The organism is Dissulfurispira sp., from assembly GCF_036745535.1.
Lineage (GTDB): Bacteria > Nitrospirota > Thermodesulfovibrionia > Thermodesulfovibrionales > Dissulfurispiraceae > Dissulfurispira.
Genome location: NZ_DAIOFX010000006.1, coordinates 1 through 21,643, shown reverse-complemented (window position 1 = coordinate 21,643; position 21,643 = coordinate 1). Strand labels below are relative to the sequence as shown.

The 21,643-nt window shown below is 43.8% G+C and carries 30 protein-coding genes, 1 pseudogene and 2 riboswitches; of the genes and pseudogenes, 1 reads left to right on the top strand and 30 read right to left on the bottom strand.

Annotation, left to right across the window (positions count from 1 at the left end):
- Positions 1-27: 27 nt before the first annotated feature.
- From V7L97_RS02625 to V7L97_RS02540, 18 genes and pseudogenes are all read right to left on the bottom strand, one after another.
- Positions 28-1,320 carry a hemolysin family protein gene (locus tag V7L97_RS02625; RefSeq protein WP_333653198.1) on the bottom strand — a complete coding sequence of 431 codons (1,293 nt, stop codon included), beginning with the start codon at positions 1,318-1,320 and terminating at the stop codon, positions 28-30.
- Between the two features lie 131 nt (positions 1,321-1,451).
- Positions 1,452-2,690, bottom strand: coding sequence for a homocitrate synthase/isopropylmalate synthase family protein (locus V7L97_RS02620; RefSeq protein ID WP_333653196.1), 1,239 nt, complete (start codon positions 2,688-2,690; stop codon positions 1,452-1,454).
- A 31-nt stretch (positions 2,691-2,721) separates the two neighbouring features.
- Entirely contained in the window at positions 2,722-3,210 is a 489-nt protein-coding gene (gene ilvN / locus V7L97_RS02615) for an acetolactate synthase small subunit (protein WP_333653195.1), read from the bottom strand.
- A gap of 14 nt (positions 3,211-3,224) precedes the next feature.
- Positions 3,225-4,976 carry a biosynthetic-type acetolactate synthase large subunit gene (gene ilvB / locus V7L97_RS02610; RefSeq protein ID WP_333653193.1) on the bottom strand — a complete coding sequence of 584 codons (1,752 nt, stop codon included), beginning with the start codon at positions 4,974-4,976 and terminating at the stop codon, positions 3,225-3,227.
- Positions 4,977-5,096: 120 nt separating this feature from the next.
- Positions 5,097-6,287: an MFS transporter gene (locus tag V7L97_RS02605; RefSeq protein WP_333653191.1), complete on the bottom strand. Its 1,191-nt coding sequence runs from the start codon at positions 6,285-6,287 to the stop codon at positions 5,097-5,099.
- 19 nt (positions 6,288-6,306) lie between these two features.
- Positions 6,307-7,233, bottom strand: a complete 927-nt coding sequence (locus V7L97_RS02600; protein WP_333653189.1) for an MFS transporter — start codon at positions 7,231-7,233, stop codon at positions 6,307-6,309.
- Positions 7,220-7,414, bottom strand: a complete 195-nt coding sequence (locus tag V7L97_RS02595) for a hypothetical protein (RefSeq protein WP_333653187.1) — start codon at positions 7,412-7,414, stop codon at positions 7,220-7,222. The genes V7L97_RS02600 and V7L97_RS02595 overlap by 14 nt, the downstream gene beginning before the upstream one ends.
- On the bottom strand, positions 7,368-8,051 hold the full coding sequence (locus tag V7L97_RS02590) for a hypothetical protein (RefSeq protein WP_333653186.1): 684 nt from the start codon (positions 8,049-8,051) through the stop codon (positions 7,368-7,370). The genes V7L97_RS02595 and V7L97_RS02590 overlap by 47 nt, the downstream gene beginning before the upstream one ends.
- Positions 8,002-8,295, bottom strand: a complete 294-nt coding sequence (locus V7L97_RS02585) for a hypothetical protein (RefSeq protein WP_333653185.1) — start codon at positions 8,293-8,295, stop codon at positions 8,002-8,004. The genes V7L97_RS02590 and V7L97_RS02585 overlap by 50 nt, the downstream gene beginning before the upstream one ends.
- A 59-nt stretch (positions 8,296-8,354) precedes the next feature.
- A complete protein-coding gene (locus tag V7L97_RS02580) occupies positions 8,355-8,558 on the bottom strand; it encodes a hypothetical protein (RefSeq protein WP_333653184.1) in 204 nt (67 codons plus the stop codon).
- Positions 8,559-8,573: 15 nt separating this feature from the next.
- Entirely contained in the window at positions 8,574-8,999 is a 426-nt protein-coding gene (locus tag V7L97_RS02575) for a universal stress protein (RefSeq protein ID WP_333653237.1), read from the bottom strand.
- Positions 9,000-9,016: 17 nt separating this feature from the next.
- A pseudogene (locus V7L97_RS02570) lies at positions 9,017-9,898 on the bottom strand (cation:proton antiporter); the annotation flags it as partial.
- Positions 9,899-9,947: 49 nt separating this feature from the next.
- Positions 9,948-10,019: riboswitch (Fluoride riboswitch) on the bottom strand.
- Entirely contained in the window at positions 10,016-10,570 is a 555-nt protein-coding gene (locus tag V7L97_RS02565; RefSeq protein ID WP_333653183.1) for a Uma2 family endonuclease, read from the bottom strand. It overlaps the preceding riboswitch by 4 nt.
- A gap of 14 nt (positions 10,571-10,584) precedes the next feature.
- Positions 10,585-11,301 (bottom strand): DUF190 domain-containing protein, encoded by a 717-nt coding sequence (locus V7L97_RS02560; protein WP_333653181.1) that lies wholly within the window; start codon positions 11,299-11,301, stop codon positions 10,585-10,587.
- A 9-nt stretch (positions 11,302-11,310) separates the two neighbouring features.
- On the bottom strand, positions 11,311-11,685 hold the full coding sequence (gene crcB, locus V7L97_RS02555; RefSeq protein WP_333653179.1) for a fluoride efflux transporter CrcB: 375 nt from the start codon (positions 11,683-11,685) through the stop codon (positions 11,311-11,313).
- Positions 11,686-11,725: 40 nt separating this feature from the next.
- A riboswitch (Fluoride riboswitch) is annotated at positions 11,726-11,792 on the bottom strand.
- A gap of 36 nt (positions 11,793-11,828) precedes the next feature.
- Positions 11,829-11,999 (bottom strand): hypothetical protein, encoded by a 171-nt coding sequence (locus V7L97_RS02550; RefSeq protein ID WP_333653177.1) that lies wholly within the window; start codon positions 11,997-11,999, stop codon positions 11,829-11,831.
- Positions 11,992-12,567: an ATP-binding protein gene (locus V7L97_RS02545; RefSeq protein ID WP_333653175.1), complete on the bottom strand. Its 576-nt coding sequence runs from the start codon at positions 12,565-12,567 to the stop codon at positions 11,992-11,994. Before V7L97_RS02545 ends, V7L97_RS02550 begins: the two co-directional genes overlap by 8 nt.
- A gap of 309 nt (positions 12,568-12,876) precedes the next feature.
- Positions 12,877-13,992, bottom strand: a complete 1,116-nt coding sequence (locus V7L97_RS02540; RefSeq protein WP_333653173.1) for a PAS domain S-box protein — start codon at positions 13,990-13,992, stop codon at positions 12,877-12,879.
- Positions 13,993-14,252: 260 nt separating this feature from the next.
- On the opposite strand from V7L97_RS02540, the gene prmA reads away from it, so the two are divergent.
- Positions 14,253-15,098 carry a 50S ribosomal protein L11 methyltransferase gene (gene prmA, locus V7L97_RS02535; protein ID WP_333653171.1) on the top strand — a complete coding sequence of 282 codons (846 nt, stop codon included), beginning with the start codon at positions 14,253-14,255 and terminating at the stop codon, positions 15,096-15,098.
- Here prmA and ychF read toward each other — a convergent pair.
- The 12 genes from ychF to V7L97_RS12835 form a co-directional block, all read right to left on the bottom strand.
- The gene (gene ychF / locus V7L97_RS02530; RefSeq protein WP_333653169.1) at positions 15,088-16,185 is read right to left on the bottom strand and encodes a redox-regulated ATPase YchF; all 1,098 of its coding nucleotides are present in this window, start codon (positions 16,183-16,185) and stop codon (positions 15,088-15,090) included. The genes prmA and ychF overlap by 11 nt on opposite strands.
- Before the next feature lie 25 nt (positions 16,186-16,210).
- On the bottom strand, positions 16,211-16,492 hold the full coding sequence (locus V7L97_RS02525) for a hypothetical protein (RefSeq protein WP_333653167.1): 282 nt from the start codon (positions 16,490-16,492) through the stop codon (positions 16,211-16,213).
- A 15-nt stretch (positions 16,493-16,507) separates the two neighbouring features.
- Positions 16,508-17,299 (bottom strand): twin-arginine translocase subunit TatC, encoded by a 792-nt coding sequence (gene tatC, locus V7L97_RS02520; RefSeq protein WP_333653165.1) that lies wholly within the window; start codon positions 17,297-17,299, stop codon positions 16,508-16,510.
- The gene (locus V7L97_RS02515; RefSeq protein ID WP_333653164.1) at positions 17,300-17,578 is read right to left on the bottom strand and encodes a Sec-independent protein translocase subunit TatA/TatB; all 279 of its coding nucleotides are present in this window, start codon (positions 17,576-17,578) and stop codon (positions 17,300-17,302) included.
- 21 nt (positions 17,579-17,599) lie between these two features.
- The gene (locus V7L97_RS02510; protein ID WP_333653162.1) at positions 17,600-18,361 is read right to left on the bottom strand and encodes a hypothetical protein; all 762 of its coding nucleotides are present in this window, start codon (positions 18,359-18,361) and stop codon (positions 17,600-17,602) included.
- 119 nt (positions 18,362-18,480) lie between these two features.
- Entirely contained in the window at positions 18,481-19,614 is a 1,134-nt protein-coding gene (locus tag V7L97_RS02505) for a molybdopterin-binding protein (RefSeq protein ID WP_333653161.1), read from the bottom strand.
- A gap of 21 nt (positions 19,615-19,635) precedes the next feature.
- Entirely contained in the window at positions 19,636-19,806 is a 171-nt protein-coding gene (locus V7L97_RS02500; protein WP_333653159.1) for a winged helix-turn-helix domain-containing protein, read from the bottom strand.
- A 15-nt stretch (positions 19,807-19,821) separates the two neighbouring features.
- Positions 19,822-19,998 (bottom strand): winged helix-turn-helix domain-containing protein, encoded by a 177-nt coding sequence (locus tag V7L97_RS02495; RefSeq protein ID WP_333653157.1) that lies wholly within the window; start codon positions 19,996-19,998, stop codon positions 19,822-19,824.
- A gap of 82 nt (positions 19,999-20,080) precedes the next feature.
- Positions 20,081-20,305: a hypothetical protein gene (locus tag V7L97_RS02490; RefSeq protein ID WP_333653156.1), complete on the bottom strand. Its 225-nt coding sequence runs from the start codon at positions 20,303-20,305 to the stop codon at positions 20,081-20,083.
- Complete coding sequence (locus V7L97_RS02485; RefSeq protein WP_333653154.1) at positions 20,280-20,900, bottom strand: FmdE family protein; 621 nt, start codon at positions 20,898-20,900, stop codon at positions 20,280-20,282. The genes V7L97_RS02490 and V7L97_RS02485 overlap by 26 nt, the downstream gene beginning before the upstream one ends.
- On the bottom strand, positions 20,882-21,247 hold the full coding sequence (locus V7L97_RS02480) for a response regulator (RefSeq protein WP_333653152.1): 366 nt from the start codon (positions 21,245-21,247) through the stop codon (positions 20,882-20,884). The genes V7L97_RS02485 and V7L97_RS02480 overlap by 19 nt, the downstream gene beginning before the upstream one ends.
- A 125-nt stretch (positions 21,248-21,372) precedes the next feature.
- Positions 21,373-21,591 carry a 4Fe-4S dicluster domain-containing protein gene (locus tag V7L97_RS12835; RefSeq protein ID WP_442891729.1) on the bottom strand — a complete coding sequence of 73 codons (219 nt, stop codon included), beginning with the start codon at positions 21,589-21,591 and terminating at the stop codon, positions 21,373-21,375.
- Between the last annotated feature and the right edge of the window lie 52 nt (positions 21,592-21,643).

Below are 21,643 nucleotides of genomic sequence, written 5' to 3'. Positions count from 1 at the left end.
ATTTCTATTAAATAGTATAAAAAAAATCTATTCCTTGTCAAGTTTTTCCATCTTTACCTTTGCTATTCGCTGACCAACCATCTCAATAACCCTTAATTTTTTATCTTCCATTTCTATAATATCGCCGGTCTGCGGTATCCTCTGGAGATATGTAATAATAAAGCCTCCCAGTGTCTCATATTCCGGCGATTCCGGTATTTCTATATTATAATCCTCCATGAGATCGCTCACACTTATGGAGGCATCTATTATTACAGTGCCGTCGCTGAGTTGAATGACAGGGCTCTCTATATCGTATTCATCCCTGATCTCGCCGACAATTTCCTCAAGGAGGTCTTCCAGGGTTACAAGGCCCGAGACAGCGCCGTATTCGTCTATAACTATTGCCATATGTATCCTTTTTTTCTGCATTTCCCTCAGGAGGATGCTTATCTTCATTGTCTCGGGGATGAATATGGGCGGCTTTATGATCTTATGGATATCCACGCTGCCTGTTTTTGAGAGTATATTATAAAAATCCTTTGCATACAGAATGCCCCTGATGTCATTTATGTCTTTCCCTATAACAGGGTAACGGGAGAACTTCTCCTCGGATATTATAGACTTAACCTCATCAACCGGCATATTGATGCCTATGGCCACCATCTGGGGGGCAGGCCTCATTACCTCCTTTGCAAAGGTATCAGTAAACTCAAAGACGCTGTGTATAAGCTCTTTTTCTTCGGGTTCAAAAACACCCCTCTCACCGCCCTCTTCTATGAGCATCTTCACTTCTTCCTCGGTGATATAACCCCTCTCTGTAAATGCCTTTTTGCCGAATGGCTTCAATAATATATTTGTGCTTGACGTAAGAATGCTTACAAATACAGTTGCCAGCTTAGAAATTCGGTTTATTGCAGGGGCAGTAAAGAGCCCCACACCTTCGGGATTTGATAACGCTATGGACTTTGGAATAAGCTCTCCGAATATGAGGGAAAAGTAAGTGATGCATGCAACCACAACACCTATGGCTATTGCCTCGCTTGATGCAGATATGAAGGTTATTGGGACGGTCTTTAATACGGGCTTTATTACTTCCACTGCAGCAGCACCGCCGATAGCAGATGCAAGAGCGCCTGCCAGCGTAACTCCTATTTGGATTGTTGCGAGGAACCTGTCAGGGGATTCCCTGAGCTTATCCAAAATCTCGGCATTTTTTTTCCCCTCCTCCACAAGCTGTTTTACACGCGTCCTTCTGATCGTGACAACGGCTATTTCAGAGGCGGCAAAAAAGCCGTTTATGAGGATAAATATAGATATTAGTAATATCTCAAGCCACATAAATTAAGCGGGATATTTACGGAATATCGTCATTGCGAGGGATACTCCTCGCTATGACGATTTAAAGGGTTAGGTAAGTTCGGATCCATATATGGATAATTATATCATCTTTCTCTGTCTTTTCAACCCGGTTACGGGTTAGTTGTAAGTATCATCCTTACCATCTCAGGATAATGCGCAATAAGTCTCAACTCATCGTCGGTAAGGGGCTTTTGTGTATGCAGGTTTGCATACTGGGCAAGATCGAGTATCTTTCTTGCCTCGTTGTCGTCGTGGAATTCTATGCCAAGCTTGCTGTAGACATGCCTGAAGCCCTTTATGCCGCCGTATTCGCCTGTTGTTATTACGCGGCCTGTTTCCACAAGCTCGTGCTCTCCCCTTCCTACATCCTCCGGGTCGTAGAGTTCGTAGTTTCTCCTGTCCTTCAATGCACCGTCTGCATGTATTCCGGATTCGTGTGCAAAGGCATTTGCACCAACACCGGGCTGATTAATCGGTATTGGCAGATTAAAGGCATACGATGCATACTTTGCTATCTTCCATGATTTTGTCAGATCCACATGTTCGTCGAGGGGAACCTTGTCCTTAACGCCGTGTGAGAATTTAAGGGCAAGAATAGTTGAAACGAGGTCGCAGTTTCCAGCCCTCTCTCCATAGCCGTTTATTGTAGTGTTTATATAGGCATCAACGCCTGCCTCTATGGCTCCCTGAGCACCTGCCACAGAAACCGCCTCTGCCATGCCGAGGTCGTTGTGGCAGTGCATCTCGACAGGGAATTTTGTTGCAAATGATAGTGCCTTTATCCTCTCATAAATCGTTATCGGGTCGTCTGCTCCGAGGGTATCGCAATATCTGAACCTGTCAGCGCCGGCTTCCTTGCCTGCAAGTGCAAACTCAATAAGCCTGTCAAGCTCTGTCCTTGACGCATCCTCTGCATTAACGCCCACTGTTTCTGCACCGAGTTCTTTGGCAAGCTTTACGGATTCTTTAACTGTCTTCAAAATGTCCTTCCATGATTTTTTGCCCATGAACTTTGCACGCAGCATTATTTCCGATGTGGACATGGAAATGTTGAGATGCTTCAATCCTGGACAGTTCTTAAAGGACAGCTTCACATCTTCAGGGACAGCCCTGCACCAACCTTCGAGGCGTATCCTCTTCATTGCCCCTGCCTTGGCAAGCTCAAGATTAGCATTAATATAATTAGACTCGTGCTTAAGGGTCGGAAAACCCACCTCGCTCTGATAGATGCCCATCTCATCGAGGTATATATTCAGCATTGTCTTTGAGAGCTTTGGCAGCAGAATCCTCGATGTCTGAACGCCGTCTCTATTGGTAACATCGATGAGATATACTTTGTTGTTGCTCATTTTTCTCCTTACTCCTATATCTTTATTGGTTTTATTTCTTTTTTGTGATTTCCCTTGCAATGGCCACCTTCCCTGTCCTTACAAATTCCTTTATGCCCATAGGCTTCATCAATTCGATGAATGCCTCAATTTTTTTCTCATCACCCGTTATTTCTACAGTGTAGGTATTGGGACTTGAATCCACTACCCTTCCCCTGAATATCTCGGCGGTCCTCAGTACCTCTGCCTTGTTCTCCTGTTTCGGGGCAACCTTTACAAGGACCATTTCCCTTTCCACATGGTCAAGCTCGGTGAGGTCTATAACTTTTATCACATCGATCAATTTGTTGAGCTGTTTAGTGATCTGCTCTATGACCCAGTCGTCTCCTGTGGTGACAATGGTCATAATCGAGATGTTGGGGTCTATTGTCTCGCCCACGGAAAGGCTCTCGATATTATATCCCCTGCCGCTGAAAAGGCCCGAAACCCTCGAAAGGACCCCGAATTTATTTTCCACAAGCACAGAAATGGTGTGTCTCATTTCATGACCTCCGCTTACTTTACTGCCTTAAGTTTCTTTTCAGCCTTTTTCTCTTTTTCTTCAAAGAGCATGGAATCCAGCGTTGCACCTGCCGGAACCATTGGATATACCTTCTCCTTCCAATCGCAGACAAAGTCCATGAACACAGGCTTCTTTATCTTGATTGCCTCCTTCAATACAGGTTCCACTTCGCTGGGTTTTGTCGCCCTTAAACCAACGGCTCCGTAAGCATGGGCAAGCTCAACAAAATCAGGAGTGGTCTCTGTTTCAAGGTAGACATGGGAATATCTCTCCTGGTAGAAAAGCTCCTGCCACTGTCTTACCATGCCCAGATACCTGTTATTTAAGATGGCAACTTTGACAGGCAGCTTGTAAATAACTGCTGTGGCAAGCTCCTGTATATTCATCTGTATGCTTCCGTCACCTGCTATGTCTATAACGAGTTTATCGGGATGCGCAAGCTGTGCGCCTATAGCTGCGGGGAAACCATATCCCATTGTCCCGAGTCCTCCGGAGGTCAAGAACCTTCTTGGTTTGTCGAGCTTGTAAAACTGGGCTGCCCACATCTGGTTCTGTCCCACCTCCGTGGTTATGATGGCGTCTCCCTTTGTAATGTCATATATCTTTTCCACGACAAATTGGGGTTTAATCACATCAGGGTTATATGTGTAAGTTAATGGCCTCTCCTTTTTCCATTCTGCTATCTGCTTCAGCCACGCCTTTCTTACCTCTTTCCACTGCTCCTTTATATCTTCTTTCAGGATCTTGTTCATCACCGTGAGCACCTTCTTCACGTCTCCAACTATGGGAACGTCAACCCTCACATTCTTCCTTATGGAAGTAGGGTCTATATCTATGTGAACTATTTTTGCATGGGGAGCAAAGCCTTCTATCTTTCCGGTAACCCTGTCGTCAAACCTCATTCCAACGGCAATTAATAAATCGGATTCCTGAACGCTCTTATTTGCATAGTAAGTGCCGTGCATTCCGAGCATACCGAGGGATAACTCATTGGTTCCCGGGAATGAGCCGAGTCCCATAAGGGTCATGGTGACAGGAATGCTCGCATGTTCTGCAAGCTCCTTCAGTTCTTTTGATGCACCGGAGATTATGCAGCCGCCTCCTGCAATTATGACAGGCCTCTTTGCCCTTACGATTTCATGGGCTGCCCTTTCTATCATCCGTCTGTTGCCCTCATAGGTGGGATTATAGCTCCTGATCTCTACATGATCAGGCCATACAAAGTCTGTCTTGCTGGATGTCACGTCTTTAGGCAGATCAATCAATACCGGGCCTGGCCTTCCTGTTGCGGCTATATGGAATGCCTCTCTGATCTGCTCTGCCAGTTCATTCACATCCTTTGCAAGTATGTTGTATTTTGTGCACGGCCTTGTTATGCCTACAATGTCCGCCTCCTGAAAGGCATCGTTTCCAATGAGCATGGTTGGAACCTGCCCTGTCAATACAACAAGCGGAATAGAATCCATGTATGCCGTTGCTATGCCTGTAACAGTGTTTGTAGCGCCCGGGCCTGATGTCACAAGGACAACGCCTGGTTTTCCTGTTGCCCTTGCATAGCCATCTGCTGCATGGACAGCTCCCTGCTCATGCCTTGTAAGAATCAGTTGTAAATCCTTGTCGTCATAAAGGAGATCGAAGATACTCAGGATAACCCCGCCAGGGTATCCGAAGATATATTTGACCCCTTCCCTCTTTAGGGATTCGATTATTATCTCAGCACCTGTCATTTTCCCAGACACTTTCATAATTTTGCTCCTCATAAAAAATTCCAAATCCTAATTTCGAAATTCGAATTTCGGATTTAGTGCTTACATTAGGTTATGAAGTATTAGCATATCATAATTTTCATGAACTTTTCCAGAATATTAATGGGTTGCCATCTTTATCGAGACAATAAAGACAATAAATAATATTGCCGACATGCCTGCTGTTATGGCGCCGAAATAGAATGTTGCAGACGGAGAAATATTATCCCAGAGCCATCCGCCTATAAGGCTTGCGGGAAACATTGCGATTCCTGCAACCGTATTGTAAATCCCAAAGGCGGTTGCCTTAAAATCCTGCGGTATTATGGTAGCAAGAAATGCCTTTTGTATCCCCTCTGTCAGTCCCATGAAGAATCCGTAAAAAGCGAATAATATCCAGATAGTCTTTGTATCCGATGCAACGGCAAAGCCGTAATAGAGTATTGCAAACAAAACAAATCCCGAGAGTATAACCCTCTTTTTGCCGAATCTGTCTGCAACAATGCCTGCGGGAATGGCTGACAGGGAATAGATTAGGTTGAATAAAAGATAAACAATAGGGATCATAACCGTTGGAATTCCTATCTGTTGTGCCCTCAGTATCAGGAACACATCGCTTGAATTGCCTGCGGCAAACAGGGCTGTAATAATGACAAAGAACTTAAATCTCCAGTCAAAATGCCTTATCGTAAGCCTTGGCCTTTCTGCTGGTTTTACGGAGAAGACTTTTTTCTTTTCAGTGATGAAAAATATAATCAGAAGCACTGCAATAATTCCTGGTATCATGGAGAGCCAGAAGACCTTTCTGTAATCGTTTGAGAATAGCCCGAGGAGAAGAAAAGCAGTGGCCGGTCTAACAACAGCGCCGAATGTGTCCATTGCTTTTTGCAAACCAAAGGCACGACCAAGATATGCCCTGTCTGCTGATTCGGTAATAAGTGCATCTCTTGGTGCAACCCTGATACCCTTGCCAAACCTGTCTATAAACCGAGAGGCAAGTATATGATGCCAGACAGTAGCTATTGCGGCAAATGGCCTGCTTAAAGTGGAAATCCCGTATCCCGTTGCCATGAGCCATTTGCGATTGCCGATCCTGTCAGAAAACCAGTCTGAAAAAACCCTTAGCAAGCTTGCTGTGGATTCTGCAATGCCTTCTATAAGCCCGATAATCGATTTGTTTACGCCGAGGACATTTGCAAGGAAAAGCGGGACGAGGGGATATATCATTTCGGAACTGAAATCCATGAAAAAGCTCACCAGCCCGCTGAAAAAGACATTCTCCCCAAAACCGAAAAATTTTTTGTCTTTCATCAGAATCTCAGCGTGGCCTTTAATCTTTTCGGGTTAAGGAAAGGTCAAGGGCGTCCAGCGGAGAATTCACAAAAATATCTGCTGATCTCATGGCATCCACCGAACATCCTTCATTAAGGCAGACCGCAATCCTGATCTTTGCAGCCTTCAGCATTTTTCTATCGTTGTTGCCATTTCCGAGGGCGACAACTCTTTCTGCGCCAAGCATTCTAACATATTCCTCTTTCTGTATATCATGGTTCTCGCCTTCAAGGATGTGGATTTCACAATTGATACCTTTAAGTTCTGCCCTCGCCTTACCGAATGTATCGGCAGTCAGTATATGAACATTAAGAAATTCAGAAATCCTGTTAAGTCTTTCCCTTTTCCCGTCAGACTTCTTTCTCTTCTCCCCGACCAAAAATACGAAGCATGCCACAGACAGGAAGCCGGGGATAAAGGAGATGAGGAATATCTGCCTGTAACTTAAAATCCTGATGAGGGCAAAGGCAATGGCAGGACCGATGACCGCGCCGAGGGTATTCATGGCAGTGTGAAAACCAAAAGCCCTTCCGTAATTGGCGGGTTCCAGCAGATCCACCATAAGTGCATCCCTTACAGGGCTCCTTGCGCCTCTTCCCATCCATGCCAGTACACGGATAAACAGGACCTGATACCAGTTGGTGGTAAAAGCGAAGAGTCCTTTGAGAGCCGTGATTACATATCCTGCTGCCACAATCGGCTTTCTTCTCCCTATTTTATCGCTGTACCATCCCATCCAGAGCTTGATAAAGCTCGACGAGGCATCGGCAATGCCCTCGATAAGCCCGAGGGTTGTCGCAGTGCCTCCGATGGTGGCAAGGAACATGGGTAAGATCGCTGTGGTCATCTCATGCCCCATGTCGCTGAAGAGGCTCGTAAGACCTATTCCAATGATGCTTCTGGTGAGCCAGCTATTTTTTCTCATGTGAGACCCCAATTTTCTCTATGATCTCTCTTGCATATATTCTTACCATGCTCACTTCCGAGCTGAGCGATTTCACAATAAAGTCCAGCGCATCCTGTGTTTCTATCTCTCCGAGGGCATTTAGTATTGGCGCCTTAAGAAACGGATTGTCTGTTTTTTCGAAAAGGTCTATAAAATGCATCTTTCCTTTTCAGATTCTCAATCCTGAGTTTCGGGGCAAGATAAAGGCAGTAGGCAAGGTTTCCTCTGAATGCATAATCCTCCAGATCCCAGCTCTGCCTGCTGGCAGTAATTACAGGCACTCTTTCGTAAAGGGCAGTTAACAGCGAGTTTATCCGCGGTGTAACATATTCAAGGTGGTCAAGGATTACACAAAATTTACCCTTTGGCATATAAGCAAAGACTATATTTTTTATGACCCTTATATTCAGCTTTCTGATGTCCGCAGGGTTTTCAATTTTCTTGACATTTTTGAACTTGTCAACGCTCTTAAGGTGCTTGAAATGACCCAGGAGAAACCCGGCGGTCTGCAAAACTATTTCTCTCAGTGTCCTGCTGTTTCTGCAATAAACAGGGATAAGTGCATCGTCCAACTCCTTAAACTTGCTATAAATCCAGTCAAGGAGTATGCTCTTGCCTGCTCCCTCAGAGCCATAGATGTGAAGGTTTTTTCTGTCCATGATATGGGCAATAAGCGCCTGCAGCTCCTTCTCACGGCCTATAATAAAATCAGAACACGACATAACAATCAATCCGAAATCATTTATTTTATATTCCTGCCTGTTCTTTGATGTACATAAGCTTATCACCTGTCTCATTCAGCTTCTCTGACATTTTTAGCAGCGCCTGCTTTCTTTTCTCCACCTCTTTCTCCCCTCTGCTCCTCTGATTCATTCCCTTTTCTATTGCCGTGCTGATGCCCTCAATGGTTGCCTCTATCTTCTGCAGCATCTCCCATCGAAATTCCAGCTTGCTTTTATCCAGTCTTTCGGCGAAATCATATCTCACCCTTCCCGACTGGACATCGATAACCTGAAGCAGGTATTCCTTCATCTTCTTCATGATTATCCTGTCGCCGATGAATTTAGGCAGGGCAAGGGTTAAAGAAGATGCGAGAAGGCCTACAGGCTCGTCTTTCCCCTTTTGAACTGTCCTACCACAACGAGATTAAAGGTATTTTTCTCTATCTTTTCCCTTAACTCCTCGCATGGACAGCCGCGGATTGCCTCTATGATGAGCATTTCGTCAATGCATCTTAAAAGCTCATTTTTCAGGCGCGAATATTTTGAGACAGCAGAGGATTCTGATTCTGCAACCTTCGTCATTTCCAATAGCCTCCTTTATTTTACAATCGTTACCGTGCAAGGCGCATAGGTGGCAACCCGCTTTGATACGGAGCCGAGGAGCCAGCTTTCTATCTTTGATTTACCCCTCTGCCCCAGTATTACCATATCACAGTTATTCTCCTTTGCATATCTCACAATCTGGTCTGCCGGATGCCCAACAGTCACCTCTGTTCTTATCTCAAGGTTTCTCCCTTTCGCCTTTTCCCTGAGACCTTTAAAAAGCTCCTCGTAATGCTGAGTTGCACTATCAATTATGGCCTCAACCTCGACTATATCTGCTGGCTCTGGAGGCTGTGCAACAGAAAGGACAAATATCTCAGGCGCTGCGCCGGGACACAGTTTGGACATCTCGAGGGAAAAGTCAAAGGCCTGATACGATTGTGGCGAGCCATCAAAGGCTACAAGTATTCTTTTAAGCATCTTCTTTTTCCTCCTTAAAGCACGAGCAGGGCGACAGGGGCTGCGATAATGGCCGGGACCGAGACATAAGAACCTGCCCCTTATGAAATAGAAAGGAGTAAGGAGGCCGAATGTCAATGTCCTGAGCCTCCTTATCAGCACATGGTCTTTACCTACTGTTCCGGCGAGCACCATGCCTATGATGTATGCCGGCAATACTGCCTCGCTGTCGGACCATGCGGCAAGAGAGCCGAGCCCGAAAAGAAACAGAAGCAGATATTTTGCCTCAAGTTCCGACGGCCTGTTGCCGTATTTTTTAAAAAATTTAGGCGTTAGATAGGGAAGCAAGGCAAATACCGCTATGCTTACTGCTACAAAAATTGTGGTTTTTATCGTAAACGGAGCGAATATAAGACCGAGCGATACAACTGTCCCAAGGTCTGTTATAAAGCATGCGGCAAGAATGCTCTTACCAAACTCTGTTTTGTTTAATCCGAGTTCAAGCATTACAGCATATACAACCGCAACAGATGTGGTTGAAAGCGCAACCCCTGCAAGCCAGCTCGATTTCACTGTCCATCCCAAAAGGTAATAGGCAATAGCCGTGCAGCCTAAAAAGGGGCAAGGAATGAGATGAAGCCTATGGCCGAAGCTTCTTTCCATTTGACTTTAAAAACAGCGGGGTCTAATTCCGCACCTGCCAGAAAGGTGAGAACAATAGCGCCAGTGCCGAAGAGAAACTTAATCCAGTCTGTATCGGAGCCCATAGTTGTTCCTATCAAAGCCCCAATTACCAGTTGCGCTACCGTGCCGACAACGATTTCCGAAAGTGCGGTGGCAATGCGCAGCCAGATGGAAAGCAGCGTTGCTATCAAGGCAAGGCCGAGCCATAATGCAGCCATTCCCCATACTTCATACATAGTCCGCCTCCTTTTGAGCAGGCATAAAAAAACTCCTACCCTCGTAAACTTGAGAGTAGGAGTTATCAGTTCCTGATAAAAATCGGAACGGTTAACGGCGAACTCCATCGCCAGTATTTACAGAATAGAAAAAATCTCCTCTAAAGTCAACCTTAAACCTTTTAAAATAAAAGATTCTATCTCGCCCTCGTTCTCCAACTTTGCTTTTAAAGAAAAATGTCCACCTTCGTTGAAATAAATTTCGACTGTATTCATTTCAGGGTCAACTATCCAGTATTCCCGCACACCGCTTTTTTCATAAACTCTGAACTTCTTTTTTATATCGTAGTAAGCAGTTGAAGGAGAAAGGATTTCGATCACAAGTTCCGGTGCTCCATATATTCCGTCGTCTTTGATAATATGCCGCCTTTCACTGGAAATGAATACTATGTCTGGCTGAAATGCATTCTCCTCTGAGAGATAAATATCAATGGGAGAATAAAATAAAACGCCCAATCGTTTTTCATCCACATACCTAACAACACTCTTAAATAAATTTGCAGATATAAGTTGATGTCTTGGATTTGGCGCTGGTGTCATGATGAGTTCTCCTTCAATAAGTTGATATGGAGCACCTTCGGGAAGGAGCTTATAATCCTTGATAGTCTGTTTCTTTTCTTTGACTGCAAGCATAATTCCCTTTTGTTTTACAACATTTCGGGATTAACATCCCTGTGAACATATTTTATCACGTTTACATCCGAAAGTATAACAATGCCTTCTTTTACCATATCATCGAGGATCGGCAGGACTTTATTTATATTTTCCTCGGTATCGATAACAGTAATAAGTATCGGCATTTCTCCGGTGCTTGTAAGTGTCTTCTTTTTATGAAACCTCCTGTGAGGGCCATAGCCTGCGATTGCCTTATAAACAGTTGCACCTGCAATGTCCATCATGATGAATCTCTTTATGATTGCTTCGTAAAGAGGCTCTCCTTCCCATTTATCGTCCTCGCTCACTATAACCCTGAGCATCTTTGCCTTGCCTTCAAGTTTCATCCTCTTTTCCACCTCCTCTTTTTTTTCGAGAGCCTTTGGACAGCATTTAATAACATTTGTTTCAGTAATCTCCACAAGCCCCTTTTCCACAACATGATAAACATCCGGCAAAACCTTATTGATCATCTCCTCTGAATCCACAACCTCAATCTTCATTGGCATACTTGTGGATAGTTCAAGCATCTTTGATGTGTGAAACACGCCATCGGTTCCGTAACCTGCTACACCCCTGAACACACTGACACCTGCAATCTTCTTTTTGTAAAAGATGTCCATCAGCACTTCATAAACAGGCTTTCCGCCGAATTTGTCCGTCTCATCGATGTAAATTGTGAGTTTTTTTGCAGGCCCTTGTTTTACCATAATTTTCTCCTATATGCCTTTTGCAATTAATTCTCCTAACTTTAATGCTATAAAACCAGCAAAAACGCTAAAAAACACATTCATCGATGCAATAATCCACTCACCGTCTTTTACCAATCTGCCGGTTTCGTATTCAAATGTCGAAAACGTCGTGTATGCGCCGAGAAAGCCTACTACCAACAAAAGCCTCCATTGAGGATTTACCATAAATCTTTCCGTAAATAAAGACATAAGGAGTCCTATAAAAAAGCTTCCGCTAACATTGATAACGAAAGTTCCAAGGGGAAAGCTCCTCCCCCACTTCTGGTCAATCCAGAGACCAATGGCGTATCTGGCGATTGCACCGATAAAACCTCCAATGCCTATTATCAGATAGTTTATCATTGATTGCATTAAAAAACTCCTACCCTCTTAAATTTTTTAACCGAGAGTAGGAGTTATCAGCTTCGGAACCGAAAGCGGTTATGGCGAACCCCATCGCCTTTTAAATTATTTAAAAAATAACATAATCATAAAAAGTAAGGCAATCAAAATATTTCTCCAGCCAGCACCTTACGCAATATCTCGCTCAGCTCCTGAATCTTATACGGTTTGGCAACTACGCTCCTAAAGCCGTATTTTTTAAAGTCAGACATGATTGGATCATCCGGATAGCCGCTGGATACAATCGCTTTAACATTGGGGTCGATCTCAAACAACCTCTTGATGGCTTCTCTGCCCCATACCTCCTCGCACGGTCAGATCCATTACTACAGCACCAAAGGGCTGCCCCGATTCTCTGGCTTTTTTGTATAGCTCAATTGCCTCTTGGCCGTCTCCAGCAGACTCAACCTCATACCCCATGCTGCGCAGCATGTCGCAGGTAACTTCCCTTATCAATTCTTCGTCATCCATTACAAGAATCTTTCCACTGCCTGCAAATACCTCCCCTTTTGGCTCTTTTGCCTGAATCTCCTTTTCGGAAGCCGGGATATAGATATAAAAAGTTGTTCCAATTCCAGCCCTTGATTCTGCAGTAATATATCTATCATGTTTTTTGATTATGGAATAACAGATTGCAAGCCCCAGTCTTGTTCCCTTTCTGCTGTCCATCTTTTTTGTTGTAAAGTATGGGTCGAATATCCTTTTCAGGTGTTCCTTCAGGATGCCAATGCCTTGGTCTTTTACAGATATTTTTACATATCTGCCTTCTTTTACAGGAAGGCCATCTTCAGAACCGACTGTAACATTTTCAGCCAGAACTTCAAGAGTACCGCCCTCCGGCATGGCCCCCTGGCATTAATACAAAGGTTGTGGATTACCTGCCTCAATTGCCCTTCGTCGACTTCAACGGGATAGAGGTCTTCCTGAATTGAGAAGTCGCATTTTACATTGGAACCGCTGAGCGAGAAAGTCACGGTATCCTCTATCAATCTTTTAATATATACAACCCTTTTACAGGCTCTCCACACTTTGCAAAGGTCAGTAATTGATAGGTAAGGTCCTTTGCCCTGAAGGATGCTTTTTCTGCTCTGGTCAAGAGTCCGAAATTCTTATCATCGGGGCTTATAGACATCTTGGCGAGGGAAATATTTCCTAAAATGCCTGTAAGGAGATTATTGGAGTCATGGGCAATGCCGCCGGCAAGAAAGGCAATCGATTCCAGTTTTTTTTTACATTGATCAGCTCGTCTTCCATCTTTTTACGAAGCGTAATGTTTCTGAACGCAGTAATGGAACCGACAATCCTTCCATCCTCTATCATCGGAGTAGAAATGTAAGCAACAGGGAACATTGTTCCGTCCTTCCGGATGAACATATCGTCTTCGGTAATATATTTTTCCCCTGTCCTGATAACTTTAAGCACAGGGCAATGCTCGGCGGATAGCGGTGTTTCATTGGGTCTGCAATAGTGGATTATTTCGTGTACATTTTTATCAAGCAGTTCTGCTTCCTTCCATCCTAACAGACGCTCTGCCTCCGGGTTCATGAAGATGAGACGGCCATGTTCGTTGACAACATAAACGCCTTCTCCCAGTGCCGATGTAATTTCCCGTAATTTTTTCTCGCTGCTCTGCAGTCGTTCCTCCCGGCCACCACTTGTGCAGATAGCCGATCCTTCCGCCTTTCTCCTCTCAATTACGTTTGTCATTATATTTGCAACAGACTGGAGGAAGTTTATGTCATCTTCTGAGAATTTCCTCTTTTTCCTTGTATGGGCGCCCATTACCCCATAATGCCTGTCCTTGTCATGGATAATGACGCTTATACCGCTGGCCACGTCATGGTCTATGAGAAGCTGCGGCCCTTTAAATCGGGTCTCTGTGCTGAGGTCATCCACTATGACCGGTCCGGAAGACAGGAGCGTATACCCGGCCTGTGAGTCTGAATCTGCCGGAACAATTGCCTTTCCTGCAAGCCCCTTTCTCCATCCAACGCCGGCTCTGAGGAATATGCAGCCCTTTGATTCAAAGGCAAGCCATGGGATTGAAAGGATCAGTCGAAGCGCTCGCTTCAGGAATTCTTCAAGAGATGTCCCTTCCAGTGAAAGACTCAAAAGGAAATTCAGTGCCCTCTGGGTATCGTAGCTCTTCCGCATCTCCTCTTCTGCCCGCATGAACTGGGCCTCTGAGGTCTTCAATCTGTCAATTCGTTGCCGAAGTCCTGATAGTTCGTCAATAAGTTGTTGTTTTGTTTTATGTTCGTCTTTCATTGCTCGTAGCAAGTTTTCACAAATGTGTACTAATCGCTATCAATCAAATACGGAAGACATTCGCTGCAAAAGGCAGGCCCCCGTTTCTTCATCCCCTATGGTTTTGTTCTTAACAAAAGGCTGGAACTATTTTTTGTTTTATTGTAAAACAATAAATACGGAAATGTAAATTAAGGAGAACCCCGGAGGCCGTGAGCAAAATCGCAAATACAGGGATTAATGAGCAGTATTTTCAATTCCATATGTTATATTAAAACACCGTGGGATACTATGAGTTCAACATAAAGATATCCGATGAATCAAAAGATGCATTAATCGAGTATCTATCCGGCAAGGGATGTCTCGGAATCATCGAAGGCAATGGCAATATTACCGCTTATTTCCAGGACATTATCGGCATTGATAAAATAACCGATTCCATGCAATCAGCAAGGCATTTACTCGGAAATTCAGGCCTTAATGATGAAATGTCCTTTGACCATGTCTTCATCGGCGAGAGGGATTGGAATGAGTCATGGAAAAAGAAATTCAAGCCCATCGATGTCGGAGAAAACCTCACCATACTTCCGCCATGGGAAGAAAATAGTAATGGCAGGATAAGTCTGATAATAGACCCGGGCATGGCTTTTGGCACCGGGCATCACGAGACAACAAAGACATGCCTGATGCTCATAGAAAAATTATCTAAAGAAAAAACCGAAAAGAACAGGTTTCTCGATTTCGGCACAGGCACCGGAATACTTTCCATTGCGGCATTGAAGCTCGGTTTTAAACATGCGGTCTGCGTAGATATAGACCCGCTCGCAATCGATGCAGCACACAGAAATGCGGAACTCAACAAACTTGAGAATATCGAGATAAAAGAAGGCAGCATCTCTCTGGTGGATGGAAAATTCGATTTTATAGCCGCCAATTTGATGTCGGAAATACTGATCCAGAATGCCCATGAAATAGCATCACGCCTGAATAAATCAGGAACCGCCCTTCTTTCAGGAATAATTGTGGGACAGGAAAATGATGTCATTGCAGCAATGGAAAACGAAGGACTCCATGTATTAGAGAAATTTTATGACGGCAGATGGGTAACGATTCTTCTCACACATTAAACCTGAAATTGATTATATCGCCGTCTTTTACTACGTAAGTCTTTCCTTCAAGCCTCAATAGCCCCTTATCCCTTGCAGCAGACATGCTTCCCGATGAAATGAATTCATTATAGCCCACAACTTCTGCCCTGATAAACCCTCTCTCTATATCGGAGTGTATCTTTCCTGCGGCTTGCTGTGCGTTTATGCCTCTTTTAATTGTCCATGCCCTTACCTCGTCTTCTCCACAGGTGAGAAAGGAAATAAAACCGAGGAGGTCATAACTCACATGTATCAATTTGTTAAGGGCAGGCTCCTGTATACTAAGGTCGTCGAGAAAGGCCCTCGCCTCATCGGGATTTAATTGTGCGATTTCCATCTCTATTTTGCCGCAAAGTGTTACGACCTTTGTTGTTTCCGAAATGCCTTTGTCTGCAAAGTATTTTTCGGCATCTTTCTGGAGATTTAATGCCTTATCGGTATTTAAGTCTCCTTCTCCTATATTCAGAACAACCACTTCAGGCTTTGTGGAGACAAACTGGAGGTGCTTCATGGCCTTCTGCTCCTCATCGTCGAAACTTACGTTCCTGAGAGGAACTTCTTTTTCAAGGGCATCCTTACATTTAAGGAGCAGCTTTTTCTCTGCCTCATTGGGTTTTTTCCCTTTCTTTTCGCCCTCCTCCATTCTCGCAAGTCTTTTTTCGACAAGCTCTATATCTCCAAATATCAGCTCAAGCTCCAATGTCTCGATATCCCTCAGCGGATTAATCTCATTCATGGGATGCGAGACCGCATCGTCCTCAAATGCCCTTACTACATGGACGATGGCATCGGCATCCTTTATGAGATCGAAAACCTTTCTGTTCTGAGCAACGTCCCCCTTCGTAAGCCCTATGTAATCTATGTATTCAACTGTTGCATAAGTAATCTTTTTGGGTTTATATATTTCAGCAAGTTTATCGATCCTGCAGTCCGGAACCTTTACGACGCCGTAGTTAGGCTCTCCGCTCACTGTGGGATAAACTGTAGTTTCGAGGTTCTGTCCTGTAAGGGCATTAAAGACAGTGGTTTTGCCTGAATTGGAAAGTCCGATGATGGCTAATTTCACATATCCTCCGTGAGATAGTTGTTGGCTAATAAATTAATTTAAACCTTTTTTCGCGTGCAAAGTTTTTTATTATCATCAAGGCTGAATAAAGCCTCTGGAGTCTTATGTTCCTTTTCCTTATTAAACAGATATCGTCATAAGGGAAAGGCTCTGACCTGATCTCGATCTGTTTGCGCTCTATGGCCCTGCAGAGGGTTTTAAGAGCATCTTCATCAAAGGGTTTCAAATAAATGGGATTTACAGCAACAAACCCCTCTGATATATCCGAAACTATGGCCCTGAAATTCCTTTTAGTCTGCTCTGCCATTTGCCTGTATCCGAATCAATCGCCTTCTGTTTTTGCCTCTTTTTTCACAAACAACGGCGAGATCCATATGCCTATCTCATAGAGCAATATAATGGGCAATGCCATCAATGTCTGGTTGAAGGCATCAGGCGTAGGCGTCAGGAAAGCTGCAAGGATAAAGGCTATTAGTACTGCGTATTTCCTGTTTTTAGCAAGGGTCTTGGGAGTAACAATTCCCATCTTTGTAAGAAAGATAATAATTATGGGAAGTTCGAATACCGCACCGAATGCAAGAATGAACCTGAGGCAGAAATCCACATACTGCCCCACAGAAAGCATGGGCATTAAAAAATCACCGACCTTGTAAGTGAGAAGGAATCCCATGGCAAAGGGAAGAACTATAAAAAAGCAGAATGCAGCTCCAAAGAGAAAAAGACCTGTTGCTGAAAAGATAAATGGAATCACATATCTTCTCTCCTTGGGAAGGAGCCCTGGAGAAATAAATTTCCACAACTGGTGAAACATTACAGGCAGGGATAACATCAGGCCCGCAACAAAGGAGACCTTGAGGTTCATCCAGAATGCCTCGGCAGGCGCGAGGAATACGAGCTTTGTGTTCTGGAGCTTGTCCTGTGGGACAAAGTGTACATACATATTCTTCACCGAGAAGTCCAGATTGTATCTCAGGGGAAACATTATAAATTTAAAAATCTCTTCGGAATAGTTGAAAGCCACCATAAAAGTAGCAAGGAGGGCCACTAAAGAAATGGTAATTCTTTTTCTGAGTTCGCCGAGGTGTTCTGTGAGGGGCATTTTTTCATCTTCCATTTACCCTACCCCTTCAGCCTTTTTCTCGGTTCCTGCCGCATCTGTTTTTTCATTTTCTGTTTTTTGTTCTGACTTATAAACATCTGCCTCTAACGATATAGACTGTTTTATATCGTGAAGCTCTGCATCCATCTGTTCCTTAACGCCATGCATTGCCCTTTTGAGCTCGGCAATCCCCTTTCCGAGGGTTCTGCCAAGTTCCGGCAATTTCTTGGGGCCAAAGACAAGAAGGGCAACAGTGAAAATTACTATAAGTTCCTGTATGCCTAAATCAAACATGACATTTTATTATAGCATAAACTACTCTTCGTATATTCTCTGGATTCTTTTCTTTTCCGGAGGCAGGATTACACTTACAGAAAACATTAGCCTGTAGTCGGGGGTTCTGTTTTTTATATCGAAACCAACTCCGATAGTAGTATATAAATATTCGGTGGTTGCAATTCTGTATCCGAGTCTCCATTCCAGCATGTCTATCTTATTTTTAAAATAGTTTTTTCTTCCAACGACCTCGGCAAGCACCTTTGAGTCGTGTGTTACAGCCAGTTCTGCGCCGAGGTTAACAGAGTACTCATCTTTCAGTCCGTATTTGTCAGGTTTTGAATAAAGGGCGTTAAAATGACCCTTAAAAGGTCCAACTTTTTTTGTCAGCAACAAGCCTCCTCCAACCCTGCCTTCGGTGGTGAACTCATCCTTGCCGGATGGAGGTGATACTGTTAATACATAAGCAATTGCAGGTTCATATTTACCTTCATCCATTACCCTGTGCTTAATACCAAAGCTCACATCTTCAAAACCATCAACTCTGTTTTCCCACTCTGCTACATATGGAAGTGTTATGTTCATTTCAAATTTGTCATGGATGCCATATGCGAGATTAAAAACAGTGCGGTAGAAATTAGGGTCATAGGATTTTTCAACGCTTAATCCAAACCCTACCTTATTTTGTTTCAGGCTCTCTGCGCTGAATGTGGAAAATACTCCATAAGGAGGGAGGGGTTGCAAACCCCTTACATCAAAGGCATGGGCAGAAGTGGAAAGTAGCATTAAACATAGGAGCAATAGAGCGATGCTCCAATACTCCGTTTTCTGAGACTTCTGATTTTTCATTTAGATGAGAATAGCAAAAACGCCTCTTTCTGTCAAATAACAATACTCCAAAACACCATCACTCCATTGCCTTATTTCCCAAATGGGCATACAGGGTATCTGCATTCCTTGCAATTAAGGCAAAGTCCGCCATGTCCAAGTTCTGCAAGCTCATGTCTGCCGATTTTTTCTCCTGCAAGCACCCTCGGAAGGACTAAATCAAATATGGTTGTCTTATGATACATGCCGCATGCAGGAATACCTAAAACAGGAATGGGTGAAGTGGCTGTCGCACTGTCGCTTTGCCGCACTGTCGCACTAATGTATGCCACCAGAAACATTGCACCGGGTAGTACTGCCGAGCCGTATGTGATGTCGGCAGCACCGAGCTTTCTAATGGCAAACCTCGTGACATCGTCAGGGTCGACAGACATGCCTCCTGTTGTAATAAGCAAATCTGCACCGGCGTCTATGAGCTCTCTGAGCCTTGCCTCTATGAATTCTTCATTATCAGGTGCATAGTATATACCAACAACCTCTCCATCAAATGTCTCAATCTTCTTCCTGATTATAGGCGCAAATGCATCCTTTATCCTTCCATAATAAACCTCATTGCCTGTGATGACCACTCCGGCCTTCGGTTTTCTCAATTCTTTAACTTCGATTATTCCACCCTTACGATCTTCTGCACCTCCGTTCTTCCGCGCTTCTTCTCCAATTCCAACAGCCTTCTGTGCTATTTCACGCTTCACTACCAGCGGAATTGCCCTTGTGCCTGCAACAATCTGTCCTTTTTTTACTACGGTATTATCGTGCAGTGTTGCGCACATTACATCACCGAGCATATTGAATTGAGTAAGGGAGTGTTTATTAATTTTCAAAAGCCCATCCCTATCAGCAATTATATTTATCTTGCCCTCCTTCGGTTCTCCTTCCATCTTCACGCCTTCACCCATTAAGGCATTGGCAAGTGCATATGCGGCGTCGTCTTCGTGCATCTCGTCATCTGCAATATTTAAAACAAACAGATTTTCTTTTCCGAGTCTCTGGAGATGGCTTATGTCTTCTTCCCTGACAATATGCCCTTTTTTAAATGCCCTGCCTTTAAAATCATCCTGCTTTATCTCGGTAATATCATGGGCCAGAACCATACCCACAGCATCTTCTACCGGGATTGTTTTAACACCGACCCTGCTCCTCGTATCCGAACCCTGAATGTCACACATACCATCCTCCTAAAATTTCACTTACTTGCCGAATATGGTTTTAAATTTCTTATCTACAATTTCTTTTATCCCTTCTTCCATGAGTTCGTACCGCCTTAAAAACTTTCTTGCATCCTTAGTAAGATTAACCCAGCCTCCGTTTCTGCCTCCCGCCTGCCGCTCAACCAGTTTTATGCCGAGCCTTTCCTCCATTGCTTTTATATAGCTCTATGCCCTTCTGTACGAAATGTTTATCTCCTTTGCAGCCTGATTAATAGAGCCGTATTTATCTATAGCCTGAAGCAGAAATCTCCTCCCTCTGCCGAAAACAGGCTCTCCGTCAACTTCTATCCAGAGCTTTGATTTAATCTCCATATCGCTATGACTTTTTTGCATAACGTTCATAATAAAAAATCATTCCATGGTGTTTGCACTAATCGTAATCTTCTGTAGCCAGAATATCCCCTTTAACGGCGATAGCATGCCCTTAACCGTGCTTTCTATCGACTGCCTCGCAAAATCTTTTTTTGAAATATCTATTTCTCCTTTTTTCGGTATAAACGTGAAAATCTTCGGAGTCCACGCATACTGTCACACTATTCGGAGACATGCCGAATGAGTTCGCTATCGCACATAAGATATTGGCGATATAATCCTGCATAAAATCGTTCAGAGGGACTACATAATCATTTACCATAAGACTCGTCTTCAAGGGTGTAATATCCTCCATCTGCACATGGTTTGCACAAAATCCTTCCATCCCTGTAAACCTCTCTCATGTCCTGAACATATTCCCTGCAACTATCGCACCGAATCCTCTTTAACGGTCTTCCCGGCATATCCTCGGGCTTTATGTCCACTTTCACATTCATCATGTCAAAGAGATCGTTGTCAGACATTATTTTGTATGCCTCTAACTGCGCTTTATATTTATCCTCAATCTCCGGGAAGTACTCCTTTGCCTTATCCCTTGCCTCTTCTTTTGCAATAACCCTTACAGCCCTTCCTGTCTTTAGATTCACAAATGTAGCTGCCATCTTGCCATAATCCATGAACTTCATTGTCCTGTGGCCGAGGCTGCACCCTGTTACCGATTGAACCGCATCTGTAGCGCATCTGTCCATCTCTACAAAGACGATCAGGCTCTTCCTGTCTTTGCCTTTAGGGTCCTCTATTCCAATTTTCGATAACCCTAAAATAGACATTTTTACGCCAAGAACCTGTCCGGGACAAAGGTGCCCGTGAATCTTTACCGATTCTGCGAGGAGTTTTTCGAAATCCGAATCGATTAATTTTGAGCTGCCCATTCTTCTATTTTATTGCAGATATCCTTCAATGAAAACGGTTTTTCAAAACAGGCATCGATTTTCAATGCCTTCATTTCCTCTTGATTCTCCTTATAAAAAGCCGATACCATAATGATCCTGCCGGCAAACCCTGCGCTCCTGAGTCTCCTGATTATATCAACCCCGCTAAAGGGCTTCATTTTCAGATCCGTAATCACGACGTCAAATTTATCGAAGTTTATCAGAGAAACAGCGGCATTGGGCAAATTTGTACCAACCACGTCATATCCCTTTTCAGACAGATACTCCAGTAATGACGTTATAATCAGGGGCTCATCGTCTATTATGAGTATATTTATTTCACCCACCTCCTGCGTTTATTGTTAATAATAACCAATCTAATTGTAAATTTAATATTAAATTTATTCAGCCGCCAATAAAAATGTGGATGGGGCTGGGGAACAGGGGGGAGTGCCCCATCCACGAGGGAGAGCTAAGCAAATTCAAAAGGATTATGCCCTCTAAAACCCCTTTTAATTAAAATTGCACTATTCATACAAAACCCCTCGCACAATCCGCATCCGCTGCATAAAGAAGTATTGAAAGACAATTCCCTGCTATCGCCTGCGGTTTCTATTTTTAACGCGCCTGTAGGACACATGCCTATGCAAGCAAAGCAGTTGTTGCAGTCTTCGTTTATATCGACAGCCACTGCTGTCCAAAATAATCTGAAATCACAAAATCAATCCTTGTAAAATAAGGCT

Excerpts from the sequence above, each read along its gene's own strand:
- ilvN (WP_333653195.1), bottom strand. The coding sequence starts at position 3,210 with ATGAGACACACCATTTCTGTGCTTGTGGAAAATAAATTCGGGGTCCTT.
- V7L97_RS02545 (WP_333653175.1), bottom strand. The coding sequence starts at position 12,567 with ATGCCGGAGGGCGGTACTCTTGAAGTTCTGGCTGAAAATGTTACAGTC.
- crcB (WP_333653179.1), bottom strand. The coding sequence starts at position 11,685 with ATGATAAACTATCTGATAATAGGCATTGGAGGTTTTATCGGTGCAATC.
- V7L97_RS02485 (WP_333653154.1), bottom strand. The coding sequence starts at position 20,900 with ATGGGCAGCTCAAAATTAATCGATTCGGATTTCGAAAAACTCCTCGCA.
- V7L97_RS02505 (WP_333653161.1), bottom strand. The coding sequence starts at position 19,614 with ATGTGTGACATTCAGGGTTCGGATACGAGGAGCAGGGTCGGTGTTAAA.
- V7L97_RS02500 (WP_333653159.1), bottom strand. The coding sequence starts at position 19,806 with ATGGAGGAAAGGCTCGGCATAAAACTGGTTGAGCGGCAGGCGGGAGGC.
- V7L97_RS02585 (WP_333653185.1), bottom strand. The coding sequence starts at position 8,295 with ATGAAGAAGATGAAGGAATACCTGCTTCAGGTTATCGATGTCCAGTCG.
- V7L97_RS02600 (WP_333653189.1), bottom strand. The coding sequence starts at position 7,233 with ATGAGAAAAAATAGCTGGCTCACCAGAAGCATCATTGGAATAGGTCTT.
- V7L97_RS02540 (WP_333653173.1), bottom strand. The coding sequence starts at position 13,992 with ATGAAAGACGAACATAAAACAAAACAACAACTTATTGACGAACTATCA.
- ilvB (WP_333653193.1), bottom strand. The coding sequence starts at position 4,976 with ATGAAAGTGTCTGGGAAAATGACAGGTGCTGAGATAATAATCGAATCC.
- V7L97_RS02525 (WP_333653167.1), bottom strand. The coding sequence starts at position 16,492 with ATGGCAGAGCAGACTAAAAGGAATTTCAGGGCCATAGTTTCGGATATA.
- V7L97_RS02575 (WP_333653237.1), bottom strand. The coding sequence starts at position 8,999 with ATGCTTAAAAGAATACTTGTAGCCTTTGATGGCTCGCCACAATCGTAT.
- tatC (WP_333653165.1), bottom strand. The coding sequence starts at position 17,299 with ATGGAAGATGAAAAAATGCCCCTCACAGAACACCTCGGCGAACTCAGA.
- V7L97_RS02580 (WP_333653184.1), bottom strand. The coding sequence starts at position 8,558 with ATGACGAAGGTTGCAGAATCAGAATCCTCTGCTGTCTCAAAATATTCG.
- V7L97_RS02515 (WP_333653164.1), bottom strand. The coding sequence starts at position 17,578 with ATGTTTGATTTAGGCATACAGGAACTTATAGTAATTTTCACTGTTGCC.
- V7L97_RS02565 (WP_333653183.1), bottom strand. The coding sequence starts at position 10,570 with ATGCTTGCAGTCAAAGAAAAGAAACAGACTATCAAGGATTATAAGCTC.
- V7L97_RS02625 (WP_333653198.1), bottom strand. The coding sequence starts at position 1,320 with ATGTGGCTTGAGATATTACTAATATCTATATTTATCCTCATAAACGGC.
- V7L97_RS02595 (WP_333653187.1), bottom strand. The coding sequence starts at position 7,414 with ATGCATTTTATAGACCTTTTCGAAAAAACAGACAATCCGTTTCTTAAG.
- V7L97_RS02560 (WP_333653181.1), bottom strand. The coding sequence starts at position 11,301 with ATGGTAAAACAAGGGCCTGCAAAAAAACTCACAATTTACATCGATGAG.
- V7L97_RS02605 (WP_333653191.1), bottom strand. The coding sequence starts at position 6,287 with ATGAAAGACAAAAAATTTTTCGGTTTTGGGGAGAATGTCTTTTTCAGC.
- V7L97_RS02495 (WP_333653157.1), bottom strand. The coding sequence starts at position 19,998 with ATGAACGTTATGCAAAAAAGTCATAGCGATATGGAGATTAAATCAAAG.
- V7L97_RS02590 (WP_333653186.1), bottom strand. The coding sequence starts at position 8,051 with ATGAGACAGGTGATAAGCTTATGTACATCAAAGAACAGGCAGGAATAT.
- V7L97_RS02620 (WP_333653196.1), bottom strand. The coding sequence starts at position 2,690 with ATGAGCAACAACAAAGTATATCTCATCGATGTTACCAATAGAGACGGC.